The following is a 22,119-nucleotide window of genomic DNA, read 5'->3' as shown; positions in this document are numbered from 1 at the left end:
AAGTCAGGCCAGCGCGAGTGGTGTCGTCGGGGCGACCGAACGGCTGGAGAGCTCCAACAACAGATCGCCCACGGTGGCCCCGTTGCCGAGCCCCAGGTCCGATACGGGGACCGTACCGGGGAGCGCTCGGGAGGCGACGCCCAGCAGGTGGAGGGTGGCGTCCTCGCCGCGCACTGCGAGCAGCGCCGACGCGTCGTCCGGAGCGATCTGGTCGAGCACCGCGCTCAACCGGTCCTGGAGGACCGCACACACCACCGCCAGCCGATCCGGCTCACTCCGTGGCAGCGCACACATTGTCCGCATGGTCTCCGGCCGCCCGAGCGCATGCTCCAATTGCGTTACCCAGCCCGGCCGTGTTGTCAAACGACAACACACGCTACGGGGTACGGCGCGGGTCGCCTTCAGGGAGCGGACAGAGCGCGGCGCGCGCCGCGATCCTGCGGGCCGCGCGGTCGGCGTTCGACGGCGTGCCGGGCACGGGAATGGTCAAGCAGCGCCCCTCACACGGGCAGTACAGCCGCCCCCAGGTGATGATCAACCAGCAATGACAGCGTTCACCCCGATACATCGCATGGACGTTCGCGTACAAGGTCGGCAAGCTCCCAGCGGTAGCTGGGGCGGCCGTACCAAGGCGGCGAGCGGGGCAGATCTTCACCGACGCGGCACTAGCATGACCGTGAGGTCTTCCCGTTGTCCGACACACTCGGCCGCCGCCCGAGAGAGGAGCGAACGCCATGACGATCGCCCCGGATCACGCCGACCGTGACGCACTCCGCTACCAGTCCATGCGGGACATCGTCGAGCAGATACAGGAAAGCGTTCCCGGAAAGCTGGAGATCACCAAGGAAGGGATCGTTCACGACATGATGTCGCCGGGGGGGCCGCACGAGTTGACGGCGGCGCGCATCAGCCGTCGGCTGGAGAAGGTCATGCCGGACGATCTGCTGGCCCATACCGGCACACCGGATGTGGAGGACCCGAACACAGGCGTGCTGCGCCATCCGGACGTGATCGTGATCGCCGAAGCGGATATGGACGTCGAAGGAGCGCTCGATCCGAAGACGCTCCTCGCCGCCATCGAGGTGGTGTCCCGGTCCAATCCGGACAATGACTGGGTGGGGAAGACACGGGATTATCCACAGCTGGGAGTTCCCGTGTATGTGATCTTCGATCCCCGTACGGGTGAGGGCGCCGTGCTGTCCGAGATCCACCCCACTCCGCACGGCCCCCGGTACGCGACCCGGAAGGACTTCGTCTACGGGGAGGACATCACCATCGGCGAGTGGACGATCTCGACGGAGAACCTGCCGCGCTATCGGTAGAGCGGCACGCTGGTGCGGCCGACCGCGCCCACGGTAGTCATCGGCGTCGGAGTGTCGCTGGGCTTCTCGCTGATGCTGCGCTTCGGGCGCCAGTACCTGCTGGCGCGCAAGGAGGCCGTGATCGAGCTCGAGGAGTACCTGGCCTGGCACGGCGGCGAGCGGACAGTGAACCGCCGCACCGACGACCCCGGCGCCGCCTATCTGAAGGCGTCCCCCACTGGCGCGATCATGATGCTGCTGCCGGTGCTGGTCGCGGCCTGCTGGCTCGCGGTGCTCGGAGTGCTGATCGCCGACTGCCGTCGCCGAAGGGGTGGGCCCTCGGCGGTATGCGTTATGCGTCGGCCTCGTGGCGGCGATGTGTCCGATCTGTGACCGATACCTCCCGTCCGGCGGACAACCTGTCAAGATCACCGATCGTCCCTTCACGTGGAGCAGCCGGGGATTACGCGCTGCCGAAGTGACAGGGCCACCAAATTGAACAGTCGATGGACATCGCGGGGGGCGCGGACCACCCGCAGGCAGACGCTCGCCGCGCTGGCGGCGCTCACCGCCGGGGGAGCCGTGGGGATCGCCGGAGTCACCGGGATCGCCGGATGCGGGGCCGGGCGTTCGCGTGGCGCGGCAGCCGAGCCGACGCGGGCCAGTGAGCCGGGGGCGGCGGAGCCGTTCACCTCGACGGTGGGCGACAAGCGGGCGCTGCTGCTGCAGATCATGGCGCACCCCGACGACGATCTGTACTTCATGAACCCGGACGCCGAGCATGTGCTGCGCTCCGGCACCCCGGTGGTCTGCGTGTACGTCACGGCCGGTGAGGCCCGGGGGATCAACCATCAGGCGGGGACGCCGATCCCGCGCGCCGACAAGGCGGCGTACTCCGCCTCCCGCCACCAGGGGCTGCGGCAGGCGTACGCGCAGATGATGGGGCTGAACCAGTTCGCGCCCTGGCAGCGTTCGGTGCTGCGGCTGCCCGGCGGGGTCACGGCGGAGACCAACACCCTCGCCAACGGCGCCCGCAGCGCCCGGCTGATCTTCCTCAACATCGCCATGCTGTCCGACGGCGGCGTACGGATCCCGGCGCTGTGGAGCACCCCGGGCACGGTGATGCGCACCCTCCTGGCCACCGGCTCCCCCGTGGCACACCCCAGCTCGTACGGCCATCAGACGCTGGTCGACGTGCTCGCCGGGATCATGGACCGCTATCGGCCCACGCTGATCCACACGCTGGACCCGGACCCCGACTTCCAGGTGCACGACCTCCTGCACCCCAAGGACAACGATCAGCCGGGCTGCTCGGACCACCGCGACCACACGCCGGTCGCGCTGTTCACCTGGAAGGCGATCGCCCAGTGGGTGGCCGCGTCCACGCGGCGCGACAAGAGCGCCCCGCGCTTCACCACCACCGCGTTCCGCGGCTACTACAACCAGCGCTGGCCGCACAATCTGCCGCCCGCGGTGCTCGCCCAGAAGGCCCGGGCGATCAAGTCCTACGGCGGTGCGCCGGACTGGGACTGCGGCAACGCGGCCGGCTGCGGCGACTACAGCCAGGGCGGGCTGCGCCCGCTGCGGAACCGCAAGGGCTGGATCCGCTCCACCCACTACCGCTACCCCACCTCGCTGCCCGCCCCCACCACCGACGCCCAGGGACGCCTCGTGGCGTACGGCGTGCTCGGCACCCAGGCCGTGCGGTGGCGCGAGACGGCGCCCGGCAGCGGGCGGTTCGGGGCGCCGCGGGGGCTCGGCGGCGGACCGCTCGCCCCGGCGCTCGCCGCGGTGCGGGACAGCGCGGGGCGGCAGGTGCTGTTCGCCCTGCGGTTCGCGGCGCTGGCCGGGCAGGGCGCGGGCGACCTGCGCGAGATCGTGGTGCTGGAGCAGCGCCGCCCGGACGGCCCGTTCCGCGCCTGGACCGGGCTCGGCACCCCCGAGAGCGACCCCGAGCACGGCCGCCGGGTCGGCTGCCCGGCGGCGGTGGCCACCCCGGACGGCCGGGTGCACCTCTTCGTACGGACCGCGGACAAGGGCCTGGCCAGCCGGGTACGGGAGGCGAACGGCGGCTGGGGTCCCTGGCAGCGGCTCGGCGGTACCGAGATCCAGGACGGGCTGACCGCGCTGCTGGACGCGGAGGGGCTGGTCCACGTCCTCGCCCCCGGCCGCGACACCGTCCACCACTGGGCCCAGGAGCGGGCCGGCGGCCCGGTCGCCCTGCGCCGGCCGTCCGGTCTGCCGCGCCCCGGCGGGGACCCGCTGGGCGCCGCGGTGGCGCCCGACGGCACGCTCGCGCTGGTCTACCGCACCCCGACGGCCACCGTGCCCGCCGTCCACGGCGAAACCTCCCTCACGGTGCGGCACTTCGAGGGCTACGGGGCGATCGCCGCCCACACCGTGGCGGAACCGTCCGGCCGCCGCGAGGCGAAGACGCTGCTGCTGGTCGGCCGCGACCTGAGCGGTGAGGTCCAGGTCCAGTACGGCACCGGCCCGGACGCCAAACCGCTGCGCTCCCCCGGCCACCTGACCCCGGTCGGCGCCCCGGCCCTCCTGGCGGACGACGGCCACCAGGGCGTCTGCGTGGTGGGCCTGTCCCCCGACGCCACCCCCTGGATCTGGCGCCCCCGCCCCACATCGCGGGCGTAAGCCCCCGGGCCGCCGCCCAGGCGGGGGCCCGGGCGGGGCCCAGGCCCCGCCGCCCCGCCCGGTGGGCGACCCCGAGGCGGCGTCCCCGGGACGGCATCCTCGGGGCGGCGTCCAGGCCGCATCCCGGCGCGGCCCGCTCGGCGGCATCCCCGGTCGGTCCGGGCCCGCGCTGGGCGCCCCCGGGGGGCAAGCATCACCAGTGCACACCGTCCGGGCCCCGTCCCGGCGCAGCCCCCTCGGCGACATCCCACGGTCCGTCCGGCTTTCCGGGCGGCGGCCGACCCGGCGGGCGGCCTTCGCGATCCCCGTGCGGCTACCGCTCCTCCGCCGTGCGGCATGGCCGGGGCCCCACCCGGTGTCTTGCCACTGGGTGGGGCCCCGTCGTGTCCGGCTTTCGCCGGGGGTGCTCAGCGGCGGGCCGCTGCGGTGCGGGGGGCGGGTTCCTCCTCGAGCTCCTCTTCGGGCTCCTCATACGCCTCGGCGTCCCCGGGTTCCTCGGGCTCCTCCGGCTCTTCGGCCTCCTCCGGCTCTTCGGGCTCCTCCGGCTCGCCCTCGTACCCCTCGTCGTACTCCTCGGGCTCGGCGCCTTCGGGTTCCTCCTCGTACGCGTCCTCGGGCGTCTCGTCCGGCTGCTCATCGGAGCCTCCCCCGGTCTCCTCGGCCTCCTCGGCCGCGCCGACCTCGTCGGCCTGCTCGCGCTCTTCCTCCTCCACGGCCGTCTCGTGGTCCCGCACGACCTCGCCGTCCTGGATCTCGCCGCGCCAGCCGTCCGTGGCCTCGCCGCGCATCATGATGAACTTCCGGTAGAGCTTCAGGTCGAGCCGGGCCCGCCGGCCCTGGGCGCGCCAGATGTTGCCGGTCTTCTCGAAGAGGCCCTTGGGGAAGTACTCGAGAACCAGCAGCACCCGGGTGAGGTTGTCCCCGAGCGGGTGAAAGGTGACGACGCCCTTGACGGTGCCCTTCGCACCCTCCGTCGTCCAGCTGATCCGCTCGTCGGGCACCTGCTCGGTGACGTTCGCCCGCCAGCTGCGGGTGGACTTGGCGACCTTCACCTTCCAGTTGCTGCTGGTGTCGTCGGCCTTCTCGACGCTGACGACCCCCTTGGCGAAGGTGCTGAACTCCTGGAACTGGGTCCACTGGTCGTACGCCTCGCGGACCGGCACCCCGACGTCGATGTCCTCGACGACCGTCACGCTCTTGGACTTGCCGCCCCCGCTCCTGCCCCGTCCGCCCTTGCCGAAGGCCCCTTTGACCTTCTCCTTCAGCGACTCCTTGAGTGAGTCCTTGAGTGAGTCCTTCAGCTGGGACGTACCGGCCTTCCTCAGGGCCTGCCCCGGGGACTTGCCCTCGGAGAGGGACTGCGCGCCCTTGGCGAGGCCCGAGCCGAGGCCGGAGATCGCATGGGTCGCCCGTGCCTGGACATAGTCGCGCAGCTCGTCCTTCAGGCGGTCGGTGGCCGGATTCTTGACGATGTCGTCCTTGAGCTTGCCGAGCGTGTCAGCCATTGCGGCCCCCCGCGGTCCTGTCGGTCTTCTTCGCCGCGGCCTTCTTCGCTGTCGTCTTCTTCGCCGTGGTCTTCTTGGCCGCGGCCTTCTTCGCCGTGCCGGAACCGGACGCGGCGGTCTTCTTCGCCGGGCGGGCCGGGGCCTTGGCCGCCGCCTTGCGCGGGGGCCTCGGCGGCTTCGGTTTCCGCTTCGGCTCGGGCTCCGCCTCGCCCTCCGGCCGCCCTTCGGCAGGCTCCTCGGCGGGCTCCTCGCCCTCGCCCCGGTCCCGCTCGTCCTCCGCTTCGGCCCCCTGGCCCTCGTTCTCGCCCTCGTCCCCGCCCCCGCCTTCGCCACGCAGCAGCGCCGTGCGCTCGTGCAGCGAGTCGGCGAGGCCGCTCACCCGGTCGGAGACGGCCTTGGTCGCGGCCTGCCGCGTGGCGTCGGCAAGCTCCTTGCGCACTTCCGAGTTGAGGCCGCTCAGCAGCGGCGCCTCGGCGAGGGACTTCTTCAGCTGCTGCGGATCCAGCGCGATCTTCTTGCCGGCCAGCAACATGCCCAGCCCGACGGCGAGTTTCGCCTTCTTCGTACGCCCGAGGAGGTAACCCCCCACGACCGCGACCGCGATCTTGCCATTGGTCATCATCTGTTCGCTCCCGAAGTCGAACGCGGCTTCGATGTGGACGGCCGGGTACCCACATACGAAAGAGCCCCACCCGCCAGAGGCGGATGGGGCTCTTTGCTCCGGGGAGCGTCAGGTCACTTGACGATCTTGGTGACCTGGCCGGCGCCGACGGTCCGGCCACCCTCACGGATGGCGAACTTCAGGCCCTCCTCCATGGCGACCGGCTGGATCAGCTGGACCGACATCTCGGTGTTGTCGCCCGGCATGACCATCTCGGTGCCCTCGGGGAGGGTCACAACGCCCGTCACGTCCGTGGTACGGAAGTAGAACTGCGGACGGTAGTTGTTGAAGAACGGCGTGTGGCGGCCACCCTCGTCCTTGGACAGGATGTACGCCTGGGCCTCGAACTCGGTGTGCGGGGTGACCGAGCCCGGCTTGATGATGACCTGGCCGCGCTCGACGTCCTCGCGCTTGATGCCGCGGAGCAGCAGACCGACGTTCTCACCGGCCTGGCCCTCGTCGAGCAGCTTGCGGAACATCTCGATACCGGTGACGGTGGTCGAGGTCTTCTCCTGCTTGATGCCGATGATGTCGACGTTCTCGTTGACCTTCAGCACACCGCGCTCGATACGGCCGGTGACGACCGTACCGCGACCGGTGATGGTGAAGACGTCCTCGATCGGCATCAGGAACGGCTTGTCGACGTCGCGCTCCGGCTGCGGGATCGACTCGTCGACGGCCTTCATCAGGTCGAGGACGGACTGGCCCCACTCGGCGTCGCCCTCGAGCGCCTTGAGCGCCGAGACCTTGACGACCGGAACCTCGTCGCCCGGGAACTCGTACTCGGAGAGCAGCTCGCGGACCTCGAGCTCGACGAGCTCCAGGATCTCCTCGTCGTCCACCATGTCGGCCTTGTTCAGGGCGACAACGATGTACGGCACACCGACCTGGCGGGCCAGGAGCACGTGCTCCTTGGTCTGCGGCATCGGGCCGTCGGTGGCGGCGACCACGAGGATGGCGCCGTCCATCTGCGCCGCACCGGTGATCATGTTCTTGATGTAGTCCGCGTGACCGGGGCAGTCAACGTGCGCGTAGTGACGCGACTCGGTCTGGTACTCGACGTGCGCGATGGAGATGGTAATACCGCGCTGGCGCTCCTCAGGAGCCTTGTCGATCTGGTCGAAGGCCGAGGCCTCGTTCAGGTCCGGGTACGCGTCGTGCAGCACCTTGGTGATCGCAGCGGTAAGCGTGGTCTTACCGTGGTCGATGTGACCGATGGTGCCGATGTTGACGTGCGGCTTAGTCCGCTCGAACTTCGCCTTCGCCACTGGGGTCCTCCTGTGGAGTGGTTCTGTACGCATCCACGCTTTGCGGATGGGTTCAGGTGGTCTTACCGAACCGGCCAGGACCCCGAGGGGGATGCCCTTCGCCGTATTCGTATGGGGGCCGGCGGCCGGGGCCCGTCGTGGAACGCGGTGAACGCCCTCCACGACGGAATGCCCCGATGCCTTGTGCTTCCAGCCTAAAGGGTGAGAAATGCGGATGAACCCGCCTTACTCGCCCTTGGCCTTCGCGATGATCTCCTCGGCGACGTTCCGCGGAACCTCGGCGTAGGAGTCGAACTGCATGGAGTAGCTGGCGCGGCCGGACGTCTTGCTGCGCAGGTCGCCCACGTAGCCGAACATCTCCGACAGCGGAACCAGGCCGGTGACCAGCTTGGCGCCGCTCCGGTCCTCCATGGACTGGATCTGCCCGCGACGGGAGTTGATGTCGCCGATCACGTCACCCATGTAGTCCTCGGGCGTAGTGACCTCGACCTTCATCATCGGCTCGAGCAGGGCCGGGCTGGCCTTGCGGGCGGCCTCCTTGAAGGCCATCGAACCGGCGATCTTGAACGCCATCTCGGACGAGTCGACCTCGTGGTAGCCACCGTCGATCAGGGTGACCTTCACACCGGTCAGCGGGTAGCCCGCGAGCACGCCGAACTCCATGGCCTCCTGGCAGCCCGCGTCCACCGACGGGATGTACTCCCGCGGGATGCGGCCACCGGTGACCTTGTTCTCGAACTCGTAGCCGTCACCCTCGAGCGGCTCCAGCGCGATCTGCACCTTCGCGAACTGGCCGGAACCACCAGTCTGCTTCTTGTGCGTGTAGTCGTACCGCTCGACCGGCTTGCGCAGCGTCTCGCGGTAGGCCACCTGCGGCTTGCCGACGTTGGCCTCGACCTTGAACTCGCGCTTCATCCGGTCGACCAGCACGTCGAGGTGGAGCTCACCCATACCGGCGATGATGGTCTGGCCGGTCTCCTCGTCGGTCTTGACGCGGAAGGACGGGTCCTCCTCGGCGAGCCGCTGGATCGCGACGGCCAGCTTCTCCTGGTCGCCCTTGGACTTCGGCTCGATGGCCACCTCGATGACCGGGGCCGGGAAGTCCATCGACTCCAGGATCACCGGGTTCGACGCGTCGCAGAGGGTCTCACCGGTGGTGGTCTGCTTCAGACCCATGACGGCGACGATGTCGCCGGCACCCACCGAGTCGATCTCCTCACGCTTGTTCGCGTGCATCCGGTAGATCTTGCCGATGCGCTCCTTCTTGCCCTTCACCGAGTTCAGGACCTGCGAGCCGGACTCGAGGCGGCCCGAGTAGACCCGGATGAAGGTGAGCTTGCCCAGGTGCGGGTCGCTCGCGATCTTGAACGCCAGGACCGACAGCGGCTCGTCCTCGGACGGCTTGCGCTTGATGACCTCGTCGGGGTCGCTGACCGAGTGGCCCTCGATCGCCTCGATGTCGATCGGCGACGGCAGGTAGCGGACGACCGCGTCGAGCAGCGGCTGCACACCCTTGTTCTTGAACGCGGTGCCGCAGAACACGGGGGTGACGGTGGTGCCGCCGCCCTTGCCGGAGGCGATGGTGATGCGGCGGATCGCCGCGTACAGCTGCTCCACGGAGGGCTCCTCGCCCTCCAGGTACAGCTCCATCATCTCCTCGTCGTTCTCGGCGACGGCCTCGAGCAGCTTGCCGCGCCACTCCTCGGCGGCTTCCTTGTGGGTGTCCGGGATGTCGACGGTGTCGTACATCTCGCCCTTGGTCGCCTCGGCGGACCAGACCAGCGCCTTCATCTGGACGAGGTCGACCACGCCCTTGAAGTCGGCCTCGGTGCCGATCGGGAGCTGCATGACCAGCGGAGTCGCGCCCAGGCGGTCCGTGATCATGTCGACGCAGCGGTGGAACTCGGCACCGGTGCGGTCGAGCTTGTTGACGAAGCAGATACGCGGAACGCCATAGCGGTCCGCCTGACGCCACACCGTCTCGGACTGCGGCTCCACACCGGCGACGCCATCGAACACGGTCACGGCACCGTCGAGGACGCGCAGCGAACGCTCCACCTCGACGGTGAAGTCGACGTGGCCCGGGGTGTCGATGATGTTGATGGTGTGATCGACGTTCTCAAGCGGCCAGTGACAGGTCGTCGCGGCCGACGTGATCGTGATGCCGCGCTCCTGCTCCTGCTCCATCCAGTCCATGGTGGCAGCGCCGTCGTGGACTTCACCGATCTTGTAGCTCACGCCGGTGTAGAACAGGATCCGCTCGGTGGTGGTCGTCTTGCCCGCGTCGATGTGGGCCATGATCCCGATATTGCGGACCTTGGCCAGGTCAAGTGAAGTGGTGGCCATATGGCTCAGTCTTCTCTCGGTTCTCGATGGGGTAGCGACTACCAGCGGTAGTGCGCGAAGGCCTTGTTGGACTCGGCCATCTTGTGGGTGTCCTCACGCCGCTTGACGGAGGCGCCCAGACCATTGCTGGCGTCCAGCAGCTCGTTCATGAGCCGCTCGGTCATGGTCTTCTCACGACGCGCGCGCGAGTAGCCCACGAGCCAACGCAGGGCGAGGGTGGAGGAGCGGCCGGGGCGGACCTCGACCGGCACCTGGTAGGTGGCGCCACCGACACGACGGGAGCGGACCTCGAGGGTCGGCTTCACGTTCTCCAGCGCGCGCTTGAGGGTGATGACCGGGTCGTTGCCGGTCTTGTCCCGCAGACCTTCCATCGCGCCGTAGACGATGCGCTCGGCGGTGGAGCGCTTGCCGTTCAGCAGCACCTTGTTGATGAGGGAGGTCACCAGAGGAGAGTTGTAGACCGGGTCGATGATGACCGGGCGCTTCGGGGCGGGGCCCTTACGAGGCATTCTTACTTCTCCTTCTTGGCGCCGTAGCGGCTGCGAGCCTGCTTGCGGTTCTTGACGCCCTGCGTGTCGAGGGAGCCGCGGATGATCTTGTAACGAACACCCGGCAGGTCCTTCACACGACCGCCGCGCACGAGCACGATGGAGTGCTCCTGCAGGTTGTGCCCCTCACCCGGGACATAGGCGGTGACCTCGATCCCACTGCTCAGCCGGACACGCGCGACCTTGCGGAGCGCCGAGTTCGGCTTCTTCGGCGTCGTGGTGAACACGCGGGTGCATGTGCCACGGCGCTGCGGCGACCCCGCGAGGGCGGGGGTCTTGTTCTTCTCGACCTTGTCCTGGCGGCCCTTGCGGACCAGCTGCTGGATCGTAGGCACCGTTTCTCCGGTTTCTGTGTGCCAGTCTCGGTAAAGCTAACCTGGAGTTTCTCCGACCCACGCGGTCGGGTGTGTCGCGCACCGCAGCCCTCTGCGAAAGTCAGAGAGTGCAGATTGTTGGTGTCGACACCTCGGGCCCCCGAGCGGTCTGGAAGCGCGCACAGGAGCCCAGGGACACCCCAGGCACAAGGTCAGAGCGTACCTATAGCATCGGCTCCGGTCAAAACAAATGCACACGCGCTGGACACACCAACCCGGAGCATAGCCGCAGGGCGGCCACCCCCGCCATGGGGTGACCGCCCTGTGAACGTTGAGCAGCCTCCGCGGACCTACTGGTTGTACGGACCGTAGTCGTAGTCCTCCAGCGGAACCGCCTGGCCGGAGCCCGTGCCGAAGGGCGAGTAGTCGATGTCGTCGTAGCCGACGGCCGAGTACATCGCGGCCTTCGCCTCCTCGGTCGGCTCGACCCGGATGTTGCGGTAGCGGGACAGGCCCGTACCGGCCGGGATGAGCTTACCGATGATCACGTTCTCCTTGAGGCCGATCAGGGAGTCCGACTTGGCGTTGATCGCCGCGTCGGTGAGCACCCGGGTCGTCTCCTGGAAGGACGCCGCCGACAGCCAGGACTCGGTCGCCAGCGAGGCCTTGGTGATACCCATCAGCTGCGGACGGCCGGAGGCCGGGTGGCCGCCTTCCTGGACCACACGACGGTTCTCACCCTCGAAGCGCGAGCGCTCCACGAGCTCGCCCGGCAGCAGCTCCGCGTCGCCGGACTCGATGATCGTCACACGGCGCAGCATCTGCCGGATGATGATCTCGATGTGCTTGTCGTGGATCGACACACCCTGCGAGTTGTAGACCTTCTGGACCTCGCCCACCAGGTGCACCTGGACGGCGCGCTGGCCGAGGATGCGCAGCACGTCGTGCGGGTTGACGGCACCCACGGTCAGCGGCTGGCCGACCTCGACGTGGTCGCCCTCGCCCACCAGCAGACGGGCTCGCTTGGAGACGCCGTAGGACGTCTCGTCGGAGCCGTCGTCCGGGGTGACGACGAGCTTCTTGGTCTTCTCGGTCTCCTCGATCCGGACGCGGCCTGCCGCCTCCGAGATCGGGGCGACACCCTTGGGCGTACGGGCCTCGAAGAGCTCGACGACACGCGGCAGACCCTGGGTGATGTCGTCACCGGCCACACCACCGGTGTGGAAGGTACGCATCGTCAGCTGGGTGCCGGGCTCACCGATGGACTGGGCGGCGATGATGCCGACCGCCTCGCCGATGTCCACCAGCTTGCCGGTCGCCAGCGAGCGGCCGTAGCACATGGCGCAGGTGCCGACGGCGGACTCGCAGGTGAGCACCGAGCGGGTCTTGACCGTCTCCACGCCGTGGCGGACCAGCTCGTCGATGAGCACATCGCCCAGGTCGGTGCCGGCCGGGGCCAGGACCTTCCCGTCCACGACGATGTCCTCGGCGAGGCAGCGCGCGTACACGCTGGTCTCGACGTCCTCCGTCTTGCGCAGCACGCCGTCCGCGCCCGTGGTCGCGATCGCCAGCTTGAGGCCGCGGTCGGTGCCGCAGTCCTCCTCGCGAATGATCACGTCCTGCGAGACGTCCACCAGACGACGGGTCAGGTAACCCGAGTCGGCGGTACGCAGGGCGGTGTCGGCGAGACCCTTACGGGCACCGTGGGTGGAGATGAAGTACTCCAGCACGGAGAGACCCTCACGGAACGACGCCTTGATGGGCCGCGGGATGGTCTCGTTCTTCGCGTTGGACACCAGACCACGCATACCGGCGATCTGACGCATCTGCATCATGTTTCCGCGCGCGCCCGAGTTGACCATCATGAAGATCGGGTTGGTCTTCGGGAAGTTCGCGTTCATCGCCTCGGCGACCTCGTTGGTCGCCTTGGTCCAGATCGCGATCAGCTCCTGGGTGCGCTCGTCCTTGGTGATCAGACCGCGCTCGTACTGCTTCTGGACCTTCTCGTCCTGCGCCTCGTAGCCCTCGATGATGGCCTTCTTGGCCTCGGGCACGACCACGTCGGAGATGGCGACGGTGACACCGGAGCGGGTGGCCCAGTGGAAACCGGCCGCCTTCAGGTTGTCCAGCGTCGCCGCGACGATGACCTTGGGGTAGCGCTCGGCGAGGTCGTTGACGATCTCGGAGAGCTGCTTCTTGCCCACCGAGTAGTCGACGAACGGGTAGTCCTCGGGCAGCAGCTCGTTGAAGAGCGCGCGGCCCAGCGTGGTGCGCAGCCGGAAGCTGTCACCGGGCTGCCAGGCAGGCTCGCCCTCTTCGGCCACCGGCGGGGTCCAGCCACGGGGCGGGACGGTGCCCACGGGGAAGCGGATGTCGATCTTCGCCTGGAGCGAGAGCTCCCGGGCGTCGAACGCCATGATCGCCTCGGCGACCGAGCCGAAGGACCGGCCCTCGCCCTTGACCTCGCGCTCCTCCTCGTCGGTGGTGAGGAAGAACAGGCCCAGCACCATGTCCTGGGTCGGCATGGTCACCGGACGGCCGTCGGCCGGCTTGAGGATGTTGTTCGAGGACAGCATCAGGATGCGGGCCTCGGCCTGCGCCTCCGCGGACAGCGGCAGGTGCACGGCCATCTGGTCACCGTCGAAGTCCGCGTTGAACGCGGTGCAGACGAGCGGGTGAATCTGAATGGCCTTGCCCTCGACCAGCTGCGGCTCGAACGCCTGGATACCGAGGCGGTGCAGGGTGGGCGCACGGTTCAGCAGCACCGGGTGCTCGGCGATGACCTCTTCGAGCACGTCGTACACGACCGTGCGGCCGCGCTCGACCATGCGCTTGGCCGACTTGATGTTCTGCGCGTGGTTCAGGTCCACCAGGCGCTTCATCACGAACGGCTTGAAGAGCTCCAGCGCCATGGCCTTGGGCAGACCGCACTGGTGCAGCTTGAGCTGCGGGCCGACGACGATGACCGAACGGGCCGAGTAGTCGACGCGCTTACCGAGCAGGTTCTGACGGAACCGGCCCTGCTTACCCTTCAGCATGTCGCTGAGGGACTTCAGCGGACGGTTACCGGGGCCGGTGACCGGGCGGCCGCGGCGGCCGTTGTCGAAGAGGGCGTCAACAGCCTCCTGAAGCATGCGCTTCTCGTTGTTGACGATGATCTCCGGGGCGCCGAGGTCCAGGAGCCTCTTCAGCCGGTTGTTCCGGTTGATCACACGGCGGTACAGGTCGTTCAGGTCGGAGGTCGCGAAGCGGCCACCGTCCAGCTGCACCATCGGACGCAGGTCCGGCGGGATCACCGGGATGCAGTCCAGCACCATGCCGTTGGGGCTGTTGCGGGTCTGCAGGAAGGCGGAGACGACCTTGAGGCGCTTGAGCGCACGGGTCTTCTTCTGGCCCTTGCCGGTCCGGATGATCTCGCGGAGCTTCTCGGCCTCCTCGTCGAGGTCGAAGGACTCCAGGCGCTTCTGCAGCGCCGCGGCGCCCATGCCGCCCATGAAGTACGTGCCGAAGCGGTCACGCAGCTCGCGGTAGAGCAGCTCATCGCCCTCCAGGTCCTGGACCTTGAGGTTCTTGAAGCGGTTCCACACCTCGTCGAGACGGTCAATCTCGCGCTGGGCGCGGTCGCGCAGCTGCTTCATCTCGCGCTCGGCGCCCTCGCGCACCTTGCGGCGCACATCGGCCTTGGCGCCCTCGGCCTCGAGCTCGGCGAGGTCCGCCTCCAGCTTCTTGGCACGGGCCTCGAGGTCCGCGTCGCGACGCTGCTCGATCTGCTGGCGCTCGACGGAGACATGGGCCTCCAGCGAGGGCAGGTCGCGCGTGCGGCGCTCCTCGTCCACCCACGTGATCATGTAGGCGGCGAAGTAGATGACCTTCTCGAGGTCCTTCGGGGCGAGGTCGAGCAGGTAGCCCAGACGGCTGGGCACACCCTTGAAGTACCAGATGTGGGTGACGGGAGCGGCAAGCTCGATGTGGCCCATCCGCTCACGGCGCACCTTGGCGCGGGTGACCTCGACACCGCAGCGCTCACAGATGATGCCCTTGAAGCGGACGCGCTTGTACTTCCCGCAGTAGCACTCCCAGTCCCGGGTCGGACCGAAGATCTTCTCGCAGAAGAGTCCGTCCTTTTCGGGCTTGAGGGTGCGGTAGTTGATGGTTTCCGGCTTCTTGACCTCACCGTGGGACCACTGACGGATGTCATCAGCGGTGGCGAGGCCGATCCGCAGCTCGTCGAAGAAGTTGACGTCGAGCACTTGTCGTCAATCCCTCTTTCAGGGTCGTGTCTTCGGGTCTGACTGGGGGTCCGGGGAGAGGCCGGGGCGCTCGGTGGCGAGTACCCCGGCCAGACCCGTCAGACCTCTTCGACGCTGCTCGGCTCGCGCCGGGACAGGTCGATACCGAGCTCCTCCGCAGCGCGGAAGACGTCCTCGTCGGTGTCGCGCATCTCGATGGACATGCCGTCGGACGACAGCACCTCCACGTTGAGGCACAGGGACTGCATCTCCTTGATGAGCACCTTGAAGGACTCGGGGATGCCGGGCTCGGGAATGTTCTCGCCCTTGACGATGGCCTCGTAGACCTTCACGCGGCCGGTCACGTCGTCGGACTTGATGGTCAGCAGCTCCTGGAGGGCGTACGCGGCGCCGTAAGCCTCCAGCGCCCACACCTCCATCTCGCCGAAGCGCTGGCCACCGAACTGAGCCTTACCACCCAGCGGCTGCTGGGTGATCATCGAGTACGGACCGGTGGACCGGGCGTGCAGCTTGTCGTCCACCAGGTGGTGCAGCTTGAGGATGTACATGTAGCCGACCGAGATCGGGTCCGGGAACGGCTCGCCGGAGCGGCCGTCGAACAGCCGGGCCTTGCCGGAGGGCTGGACCAGGCGGTCGCCGTCCCGGTTCGGCACGGTGTGCTCGAACAGGCCGGCCAGCTCGTCCTCGCGGGCGCCGTCGAAGACCGGGGTCGCGACGTTGGTACCGGGCTGGACCTCGTCGGCACCGATCGCCCGCAGCCGCTCCATCCACTCCTCGGAGCCCTCGACCTTCCAGCCGCGCGAGGCCAGCCAGCCGAGGTGGATCTCCAGGACCTGCCCCGGGTTCATTCGGGACGGGACACCCAGCGGGTTGAGGATGATGTCGACCGGGGTGCCGTCCTCCAGGAACGGCATGTCCTCGACCGGCAGGATCTTGGAGATGACACCCTTGTTGCCGTGGCGGCCGGCGAGCTTGTCACCGTCGGTGATCTTGCGCTTCTGCGCCACGTAGACGCGGACCAGCTGGTTCACGCCCGGCGGCAGCTCGTCGCCCTCCTCGCGGTCGAAGACGCGCACGCCGATGACCTTGCCGGTCTCACCGTGCGGCACCTTCAGCGAGGTGTCACGGACCTCACGGGCCTTCTCACCGAAGATCGCGCGCAGCAGGCGCTCCTCCGGGGTCAGCTCGGTCTCACCCTTCGGGGTGACCTTGCCGACCAGGATGTCCCCGGCGATGACCTCGGCGCCGATGCGGATGATGCCGCGCTCGTCGAGGTCGGCCAGGACCTCCTCGGAGACGTTCGGGATGTCCCGGGTGATCTCCTCGGGGCCCAGCTTGGTGTCCCGGGCGTCGACCTCGTGCTCCTCGATGTGGATCGAGGAGAGGACGTCGTCCTGCACCAGACGCTGGCTGAGGATGATCGCGTCCTCGTAGTTGTGGCCCTCCCACGGCATGAACGCCACCAGGAGGTTCTTGCCGAGCGCCATCTCGCCGTCCTCGGTGGACGGACCGTCGGCCAGCACCTGGCCGGCGACCACCCGGGCGCCCTCGTCCACGACGACCTTCTGGTTGAAGGAGGTGCCCTGGTTGGAGCGGGAGAACTTGGCCACCCGGTAGGTGGTGTACGTGCCGTCGTCGTTGGCGACCGTCACGTAGTCGGCGGAGACCTCCTGGACGACACCGTCCTTCTCGGCCTTGATGACGTCGCCGGCGTCGACCGCGCAGCGGTACTCCATGCCGGTGCCGACCAGCGGGGACTCCGCCTTGATCAGCGGCACGGCCTGGCGCATCATGTTCGAGCCCATGAGCGCGCGGTTGGCGTCGTCGTGCTCCAGGAACGGGATCATCGCGGTCGCGACCGACACCATCTGGCGCGGCGAGACGTCCATGTAGTCGACGTCGTCACCGGGGATGTAGTCGACCTCACCGCCACGGCGGCGGACCAGGACGCGGTTCTCGGCGAAGTGGAGATCGTTCGTCAGCGGCGCGTTGGCCTGCGCGATGACGAAGCGGTCCTCCTCGTCGGCCGTCAGGTAGTGCACCTCGTCGGTGACGACACCGTCGACCACCTTGCGGTACGGGGTCTCGATGAAACCGAACGCGTTGACCCGGCCGTACGAGGCGAGCGAGCCGATCAGACCGATGTTCGGGCCTTCGGGCGTCTCGATCGGGCACATGCGGCCGTAGTGCGAGGGGTGCACGTCACGGACCTCGAAGCCCGCCCGCTCACGGGAGAGACCACCGGGGCCGAGCGCGTTCAGCCGGCGCTTGTGGGTCAGACCCGACAGCGGGTTCGTCTGGTCCATGAACTGCGACAGCTGGCTGGTGCCGAAGAACTCCTTGATGGAGGCGACGACCGGCCGGATGTTGATCAGGGTCTGCGGCGTGATCGCCTCGACGTCCTGCGTGGTCATGCGCTCGCGGACGACGCGCTCCATACGCGCCAGACCGGTGCGGACCTGGTTCTGGATCAGCTCGCCGACGTTACGGATGCGGCGGTTGCCGAAGTGGTCGATGTCGTCGGTCTCGACGACCACGGACTGGCCGTTGTCCCCGACGGTCTCGGTCTCACCGGCGTGCAGCTTCACCAGGTACTTGATCGAGGCGATGATGTCCTCGACCGTCAGGACGCCCGCGTCCAGCGGGGCGGCCGCGCCCAGCTTCTTGTTGACCTTGTAGCGGCCGACCTTCGCCAGGTCGTAGCGCTTCGGGTTGAAGTAGAGGTTCTCCAGCAGCGTCTGCGCGGCCTCCCGCGTGGGGGGCTCGCCCGGGCGCAGCTTGCGGTAGATGTCGAGCAGCGCGTCGTCCTGGCCCTGGGTGTGGTCCTTCTCCAGGGTGGCGCGCATGGACTCGTACTCGCCGAACTCCTCGAGGATCTGCTCGGTGGTCCAGCCGAGCGCCTTCAGGAGGACGGTGACGGACTGCTTGCGCTTGCGGTCGATGCGGACACCGACCATGTCGCGCTTGTCGATCTCCATCTCCAGCCAGGCACCACGGGAGGGGATGACCTTGACCGAGAAGATGTCCTTGTCGGACGTCTTGTCGATGGAGGAGTCGAAGTAGACACCCGGCGAGCGGACCAGCTGCGAGACGACGACACGCTCGGTGCCATTGATGCAGAAGGTGCCCTTGTCGGTCATGAGCGGGAAGTCGCCCATGAAGACCGTCTGGGACTTGATCTCACCGGTCTCATTGTTGGTGAACTCGGCCGTGACGAAGAGCGGAGCGGCGTAGGTGAAGTCACGCTCCTTGCACTCGTCGATCGAGTTCTTCGGCGGCTCGAAACGGTGATCACGGAAGGTCAGGGACATCGACCCGGAGAAGTCCTCGATCGGGGAGATCTCCTCGAAGATCTCTTCCAGACCGGACTTGGTGGGGACGTCCTGACCGCTGTCCAGCGCAGCCTCGACGCGAGCCTTCCACGCCGCATTGCCGAGCAGCCAATCGAAGCTCTCGGTCTGCAGCGCGAGGAGGTTCGGAACCTCGAGGGGCTCCTTGATCTTCGCAAAGGAGATGCGCAGCGGGGCGGTGCTGGCGCCATTGTTCGTATTGGCAGTCGAGGCGTTGCGCGAGGCGGCCAAGAGGGGGTCCTTCCGAGGGCTCGGACTCACTACGCGCGTACCGGTCCCACCGAGAGCCCATGGATGAAATCCCTGGTCAGGGAGTCTTCATCGGTAGTGCTCGAAGGTAGGTATGCCCCTGGTGACGGGCAGGGAGCAGCTAACAGGCAGCGCAAAGGGTCAGTGTAGCCACTTGGCACACTGATGTCCAGCGCCGAGTTTCTGAGACCGGCAGTGCCAATCTCTCCCTCCGGTGAGGGGGCGTGCCCCTCGTTGTCTTCTCACGCCCTGTCGGCAGCCCGCGCTGTCGATGCGCATATCGATACTGCCCGCTTCGCCGACGATCCATGCCTCGGACTTTCGGATCGGTGTGACGTCGCGTCCTGAGAATTGCGCGCTGCGTGCCGTTCGTCAAGGCCCCCCACTCCGGCGAGATCGTCACAGGGCGTGGCGACGGGCAACGAAGATCACCCTACCTCCACAAGCCCATAAGGCAATGTAACCGTCACGGGAACGCCGAAGGGCGACCACCCGAACGGGTGATCGCCCCTGGCATGGAACCGGGCCGCGCCGCCGGACGTCCTACCGGCGTGTGACGGCGGGCCGCGAGGTCATCCGACCTCGAGGGGTCACTTGACCTCGACGGAGGCGCCGGCGCCCTTGAGGGACTCGGCGGCCTTGTCGGCCTGCTCCTTGTTGACCTTCTCGAGGACCGGCTTCGGGGTGCCGTCGACGAGGTCCTTGGCCTCCTTCAGACCCAGGGAGGTCAGCTCGCGCACGACCTTGATGACCTGGATCTTCTTGTCGCCGGCGCCGGTGAGGATGACGTCGAACTCGTCCTTCTCCTCCTCGGCCGGGGCAGCGGCGCCCGGGGCACCCGGGGCGGCGGCGACCACGGCGGCCGGGGCGGCGGCGGTGACGTCGAACTTCTCCTCGAACGCCTTCACGAACTCGGAGAGCTCGATGAGGGTCATCTCCTCGAACTGCGCGAGCAGGTCTTCCTGGCTGAGCTTCGCCATGATGGCGGTCCTTCCACTAATTCGGCAGGTGGTGCCGGATGTACATGTCGGCGGGCTTCCGGGCCCGCTGCGACCGGGGCCTGACTACTCGGCGGCCTCGGCCTCGGCGGGAGCCGGGGTGTCGGCACCGCCCTGCTCGGCCTGCTTCTGCCGGAGCGCCTCGGCGGTCCGGACGAACTTCGACAGCGGGGCCTGGAAGAGCGCGGCAGCCTGGGACTGCTTGGCCTTCATCGCACCCGCCAGCTTGGCGAGCAGCACCTCACGGGACTCGAGGTCCGCGAGCTTCTTGATCTCGTCGGCGGACAGCGCCTTACCGTCAAGGACACCGCCCTTGATGACGAGAGCGGGGTTCTCCTTGGCGAAGTCACGGAGACCCTTCGCCGCCTCGACCGGGTCACCGGTCACGAAGGCGACGGCCGACGAACCCGAGAACAGGTCGTCGAGCTGGTTGATCCCGGCCTCGTTGGCCGCGATCTTGGTCAGCGTGTTCTTCACCACACGGTACTGAGCGTTCTCACCGAGCGAACGGCGCAGCTCCTTCAGCTGCGCAACGGTGAGACCGGTGTACGCGGTCACAACGGCCGCGTTCGCGTTGCGGAACTTCTCCCGCATCTCGTCGACGGCTGCGACCTTGTCAGGACTCGCCATGAGCCTCGGCCTCCTTCCGGGTGATGAGGACCGCTTCGGCCTGAAGGAAGGAGACTGAGACAACGCGAAAACGCCCCGGCGCAGGCGCTCGGGGCGTAACTCGACCGGTACGGACCAGCGGCCCGTTCGGGAGTGCTACCTCAGTCACCTACGCAGGTCGCCCGCAGCTAGCGGATCCTTCAGCCACCGGATCCCTTGCGGGACACGGCGACAACCAGCGGTCTTTGGCTTCTGTAGGAGATTACGCGAACGGGCCTCGGCCAGGCAAATCGGCTCTACTGCTGGAGCATGTCCTGGAAGTCCACGGTGTCCGAGGAGGACGGCTCGGTGACCGTCACGCTGGTGCCGTAGTCCGAGTAGTAGACCGTGGAGTCGTAGGCGCCGCTGTTGCTCTGCGCCTGCTCACGCTTCTTGACCAGCAGGTTCTCGTCGTCCACCCACAGGTCGATGGTCTCGGTGTCCATACCGGAGGACTCCAGCTGCTTCTGCAGGGCGTCCAGGTCCGACTGGCTGAGCTCCTTGGACTGCATCTTGGCGATCTCGGAGACCTTGACCGTGCCCGTGTAGTGGGTGGCCTTGACGCCCTTCACGTCCTCGCTGCCCACGCTCTTGACCTTGCCCGTGGCGAGCAGCAGCTCCACCGAGCGCGACGGGTTGTTGTTCTGCATCTGGTCCTTCAGGAAGGCGCCCGAGGGGCCCGCCTTCTGGGCCAGCGCGTCGTAGTCGTACTTCACCCAGTGCTTGCCGCCGCCCGCCTGCGCGGCGAACTCGTCGCCCATGTTCAGGAACATCGCGTCGGGCGTGTACTTGGCGTCCATCGGCTTGCCCGCGACCGGGGAGGAGGCGATGGCGCCACCGTTCTGGGTGATGGACATGTTGGCCCGGATGCCGTTGGCCCAGTCCATGTCGCCGGACATCTGCGAGTTCTGCTCGCCCATCTTGGTGGTGCCCTCGACCTTGGCCGAGTTCTTCTTGTCCGTCTGCTGCGAGGCGAGCTTGAGTGCCGCCAGCGGGCTCATCCCGGACTGCCCGGACTTGTCGCCGCCCGTCTTGTCGCCGGCCTTGTCATCGCCGGACTTCTCGCTCCCGCACGCGGTGAGGCCGACCATCAGAACGAGACTTCCAGCGGCTATCGCCCATCGCGTACCGACATGAGTACCGCGCACGGCTCCCCCTAGTTTTTATTTCTCTTTTACGTCTTGTGCAGAGTGACTCTAGCGGAGGCGTCCGACAACGGAAGAAGCCGGGCCCCCGCACCTTCGACGCGGTGCGGGGGCCCGGCGGTTGCACACCATGGTGCGCTGATCAGGGGCTGCCTCAGATGGCGTCTTCCTCGACCAGCAGGTTGCGGGTGCGGTTGGCGTCCAGCGGGATGCCGGGGCCCATCGTGGTGGTCAGGGTCGCCTTCTTGATGTAGCGGCCCTTCGCGGCGGACGGCTTGAGACGGGTGATCTCCTCGAGCGCCGCGGCGTAGTTCTCCACCAGCTTCGTCTCGTCGAACGAGAGCTTGCCGATGATGAAGTGCAGGTTGGAGTGCTTGTCGACGCGGAACTCGATCTTGCCGCCCTTGATGTCCGTGACGGCCTTGGCCACGTCGGGGGTGACGGTGCCGGTCTTCGGGTTCGGCATCAGACCACGCGGACCGAGCACCCGGCCGAGGCGGCCGACCTTGCCCATGAGGTCCGGGGTGGCGACGACGGCGTCGAAGTCCAGGCGACCCTTGGACACCTCGTCGATGAGCTCGTCGGAGCCGACGATGTCGGCGCCGGCGGCCTCCGCGGCCGCAGCACGGTCACCGGTCGCGAAGACCAGGACCCGGGCGGTCTTACCGGTGCCGTGCGGCAGGTTCACGGTGCCGCGGACCATCTGGTCGGCCTTGCGCGGGTCGACGCCCAGGCGCATGGCGACCTCGACGGTCGCGTCGAACTTGGTGGTGGAGGTGTCCTTCGCCAGACGGACGGCCTCGAGCGGGGCGTAGGCGCGCTCCCGGTCGATCTTGGCGTCCGCAGCGCGGAGGGTCTTGCTGCGCTTGCTCACTCTTGCTCCTGAT

Annotated in this window: 16 protein-coding genes; 3 read left to right on the top strand and 13 right to left on the bottom strand. The window is 68.0% G+C overall.

What is annotated here, in order from left to right; translation table 11 throughout:
• Nucleotides 1-3 precede the first annotated feature (3 nt).
• The gene (locus IEJ02_RS35605; RefSeq protein ID WP_191068606.1) at nucleotides 4-294 is read right to left on the bottom strand and encodes a hypothetical protein; all 291 of its coding nucleotides are present in this window, start codon (nucleotides 292-294) and stop codon (nucleotides 4-6) included.
• A 440-nt stretch (nucleotides 295-734) separates the two neighbouring features.
• Here IEJ02_RS35605 and IEJ02_RS35600 point away from each other — a divergent pair, with 440 nt between their 5' ends.
• From IEJ02_RS35600 to IEJ02_RS35590, 3 genes are all read left to right on the top strand, one after another.
• Nucleotides 735-1,322 carry a Uma2 family endonuclease gene (locus IEJ02_RS35600; protein WP_138914408.1) on the top strand — a complete coding sequence of 196 codons (588 nt, stop codon included), beginning with the start codon at nucleotides 735-737 and terminating at the stop codon, nucleotides 1,320-1,322.
• A gap of 12 nt (nucleotides 1,323-1,334) precedes the next feature.
• Nucleotides 1,335-1,694, top strand: coding sequence for a hypothetical protein (locus IEJ02_RS35595; protein WP_223865015.1), 360 nt, complete (start codon nucleotides 1,335-1,337; stop codon nucleotides 1,692-1,694).
• Between the two features lie 102 nt (nucleotides 1,695-1,796).
• A complete protein-coding gene (locus IEJ02_RS35590; RefSeq protein WP_191068605.1) occupies nucleotides 1,797-3,950 on the top strand; it encodes a PIG-L family deacetylase in 2,154 nt (717 codons plus the stop codon).
• A gap of 407 nt (nucleotides 3,951-4,357) precedes the next feature.
• On the opposite strand, the gene IEJ02_RS35585 is transcribed toward IEJ02_RS35590, so the two are convergent.
• The 12 genes from IEJ02_RS35585 to rplA form a co-directional block, all read right to left on the bottom strand.
• Nucleotides 4,358-5,455: an SRPBCC family protein gene (locus IEJ02_RS35585; protein WP_191068604.1), complete on the bottom strand. Its 1,098-nt coding sequence runs from the start codon at nucleotides 5,453-5,455 to the stop codon at nucleotides 4,358-4,360.
• The gene (locus IEJ02_RS35580) at nucleotides 5,448-6,077 is read right to left on the bottom strand and encodes a hypothetical protein (RefSeq protein ID WP_191068603.1); all 630 of its coding nucleotides are present in this window, start codon (nucleotides 6,075-6,077) and stop codon (nucleotides 5,448-5,450) included. Before IEJ02_RS35580 ends, IEJ02_RS35585 begins: the two co-directional genes overlap by 8 nt.
• Before the next feature lie 113 nt (nucleotides 6,078-6,190).
• The gene (gene tuf, locus IEJ02_RS35575) at nucleotides 6,191-7,384 is read right to left on the bottom strand and encodes an elongation factor Tu (protein ID WP_137979063.1); all 1,194 of its coding nucleotides are present in this window, start codon (nucleotides 7,382-7,384) and stop codon (nucleotides 6,191-6,193) included.
• A 225-nt stretch (nucleotides 7,385-7,609) separates the two neighbouring features.
• Nucleotides 7,610-9,730 carry an elongation factor G gene (gene fusA, locus IEJ02_RS35570; RefSeq protein ID WP_191068602.1) on the bottom strand — a complete coding sequence of 707 codons (2,121 nt, stop codon included), beginning with the start codon at nucleotides 9,728-9,730 and terminating at the stop codon, nucleotides 7,610-7,612.
• A gap of 38 nt (nucleotides 9,731-9,768) precedes the next feature.
• Complete coding sequence (rpsG, locus tag IEJ02_RS35565; protein ID WP_137979061.1) at nucleotides 9,769-10,239, bottom strand: 30S ribosomal protein S7; 471 nt, start codon at nucleotides 10,237-10,239, stop codon at nucleotides 9,769-9,771.
• Between the two features lie 2 nt (nucleotides 10,240-10,241).
• Nucleotides 10,242-10,613: a 30S ribosomal protein S12 gene (gene rpsL, locus IEJ02_RS35560; RefSeq protein ID WP_014054153.1), complete on the bottom strand. Its 372-nt coding sequence runs from the start codon at nucleotides 10,611-10,613 to the stop codon at nucleotides 10,242-10,244.
• A gap of 329 nt (nucleotides 10,614-10,942) precedes the next feature.
• On the bottom strand, nucleotides 10,943-14,842 hold the full coding sequence (locus IEJ02_RS35555) for a DNA-directed RNA polymerase subunit beta' (RefSeq protein WP_137979060.1): 3,900 nt from the start codon (nucleotides 14,840-14,842) through the stop codon (nucleotides 10,943-10,945).
• A gap of 98 nt (nucleotides 14,843-14,940) precedes the next feature.
• Complete coding sequence (rpoB, locus tag IEJ02_RS35550; protein ID WP_137979059.1) at nucleotides 14,941-18,423, bottom strand: DNA-directed RNA polymerase subunit beta; 3,483 nt, start codon at nucleotides 18,421-18,423, stop codon at nucleotides 14,941-14,943.
• Between the two features lie 608 nt (nucleotides 18,424-19,031).
• Entirely contained in the window at nucleotides 19,032-19,421 is a 390-nt protein-coding gene (gene rplL, locus IEJ02_RS35545) for a 50S ribosomal protein L7/L12 (RefSeq protein WP_030835056.1), read from the bottom strand.
• An 84-nt stretch (nucleotides 19,422-19,505) separates the two neighbouring features.
• Entirely contained in the window at nucleotides 19,506-20,069 is a 564-nt protein-coding gene (gene rplJ, locus IEJ02_RS35540; RefSeq protein WP_137979058.1) for a 50S ribosomal protein L10, read from the bottom strand.
• A gap of 275 nt (nucleotides 20,070-20,344) precedes the next feature.
• Complete coding sequence (locus tag IEJ02_RS35535; protein ID WP_498067117.1) at nucleotides 20,345-21,235, bottom strand: SCO4651 family lipoprotein; 891 nt, start codon at nucleotides 21,233-21,235, stop codon at nucleotides 20,345-20,347.
• Between the two features lie 151 nt (nucleotides 21,236-21,386).
• On the bottom strand, nucleotides 21,387-22,106 hold the full coding sequence (rplA, locus tag IEJ02_RS35530; RefSeq protein WP_137979056.1) for a 50S ribosomal protein L1: 720 nt from the start codon (nucleotides 22,104-22,106) through the stop codon (nucleotides 21,387-21,389).
• Between the last annotated feature and the right edge of the window lie 13 nt (nucleotides 22,107-22,119).

Source organism: Streptomyces sp. 5-10, assembly GCF_014712245.1.
GTDB lineage: Bacteria > Actinomycetota > Actinomycetes > Streptomycetales > Streptomycetaceae > Streptomyces > Streptomyces violaceusniger.
Note: the sequence above shows the minus strand (reverse complement) of the source record. Positions and strands in the feature narration are given on the sequence as shown.

Excerpts from the sequence above, each read along its gene's own strand:
- IEJ02_RS35585 (WP_191068604.1), bottom strand. The coding sequence starts at position 5,455 with ATGGCTGACACGCTCGGCAAGCTCAAGGACGACATCGTCAAGAATCCG.
- IEJ02_RS35605 (WP_191068606.1), bottom strand. The coding sequence starts at position 294 with ATGTGTGCGCTGCCACGGAGTGAGCCGGATCGGCTGGCGGTGGTGTGT.
- rplJ (WP_137979058.1), bottom strand. The coding sequence starts at position 20,069 with ATGGCGAGTCCTGACAAGGTCGCAGCCGTCGACGAGATGCGGGAGAAG.
- rplL (WP_030835056.1), bottom strand. The coding sequence starts at position 19,421 with ATGGCGAAGCTCAGCCAGGAAGACCTGCTCGCGCAGTTCGAGGAGATG.
- rpsG (WP_137979061.1), bottom strand. The coding sequence starts at position 10,239 with ATGCCTCGTAAGGGCCCCGCCCCGAAGCGCCCGGTCATCATCGACCCG.
- IEJ02_RS35580 (WP_191068603.1), bottom strand. The coding sequence starts at position 6,077 with ATGATGACCAATGGCAAGATCGCGGTCGCGGTCGTGGGGGGTTACCTC.
- IEJ02_RS35600 (WP_138914408.1), top strand. The coding sequence starts at position 735 with ATGACGATCGCCCCGGATCACGCCGACCGTGACGCACTCCGCTACCAG.
- fusA (WP_191068602.1), bottom strand. The coding sequence starts at position 9,730 with ATGGCCACCACTTCACTTGACCTGGCCAAGGTCCGCAATATCGGGATC.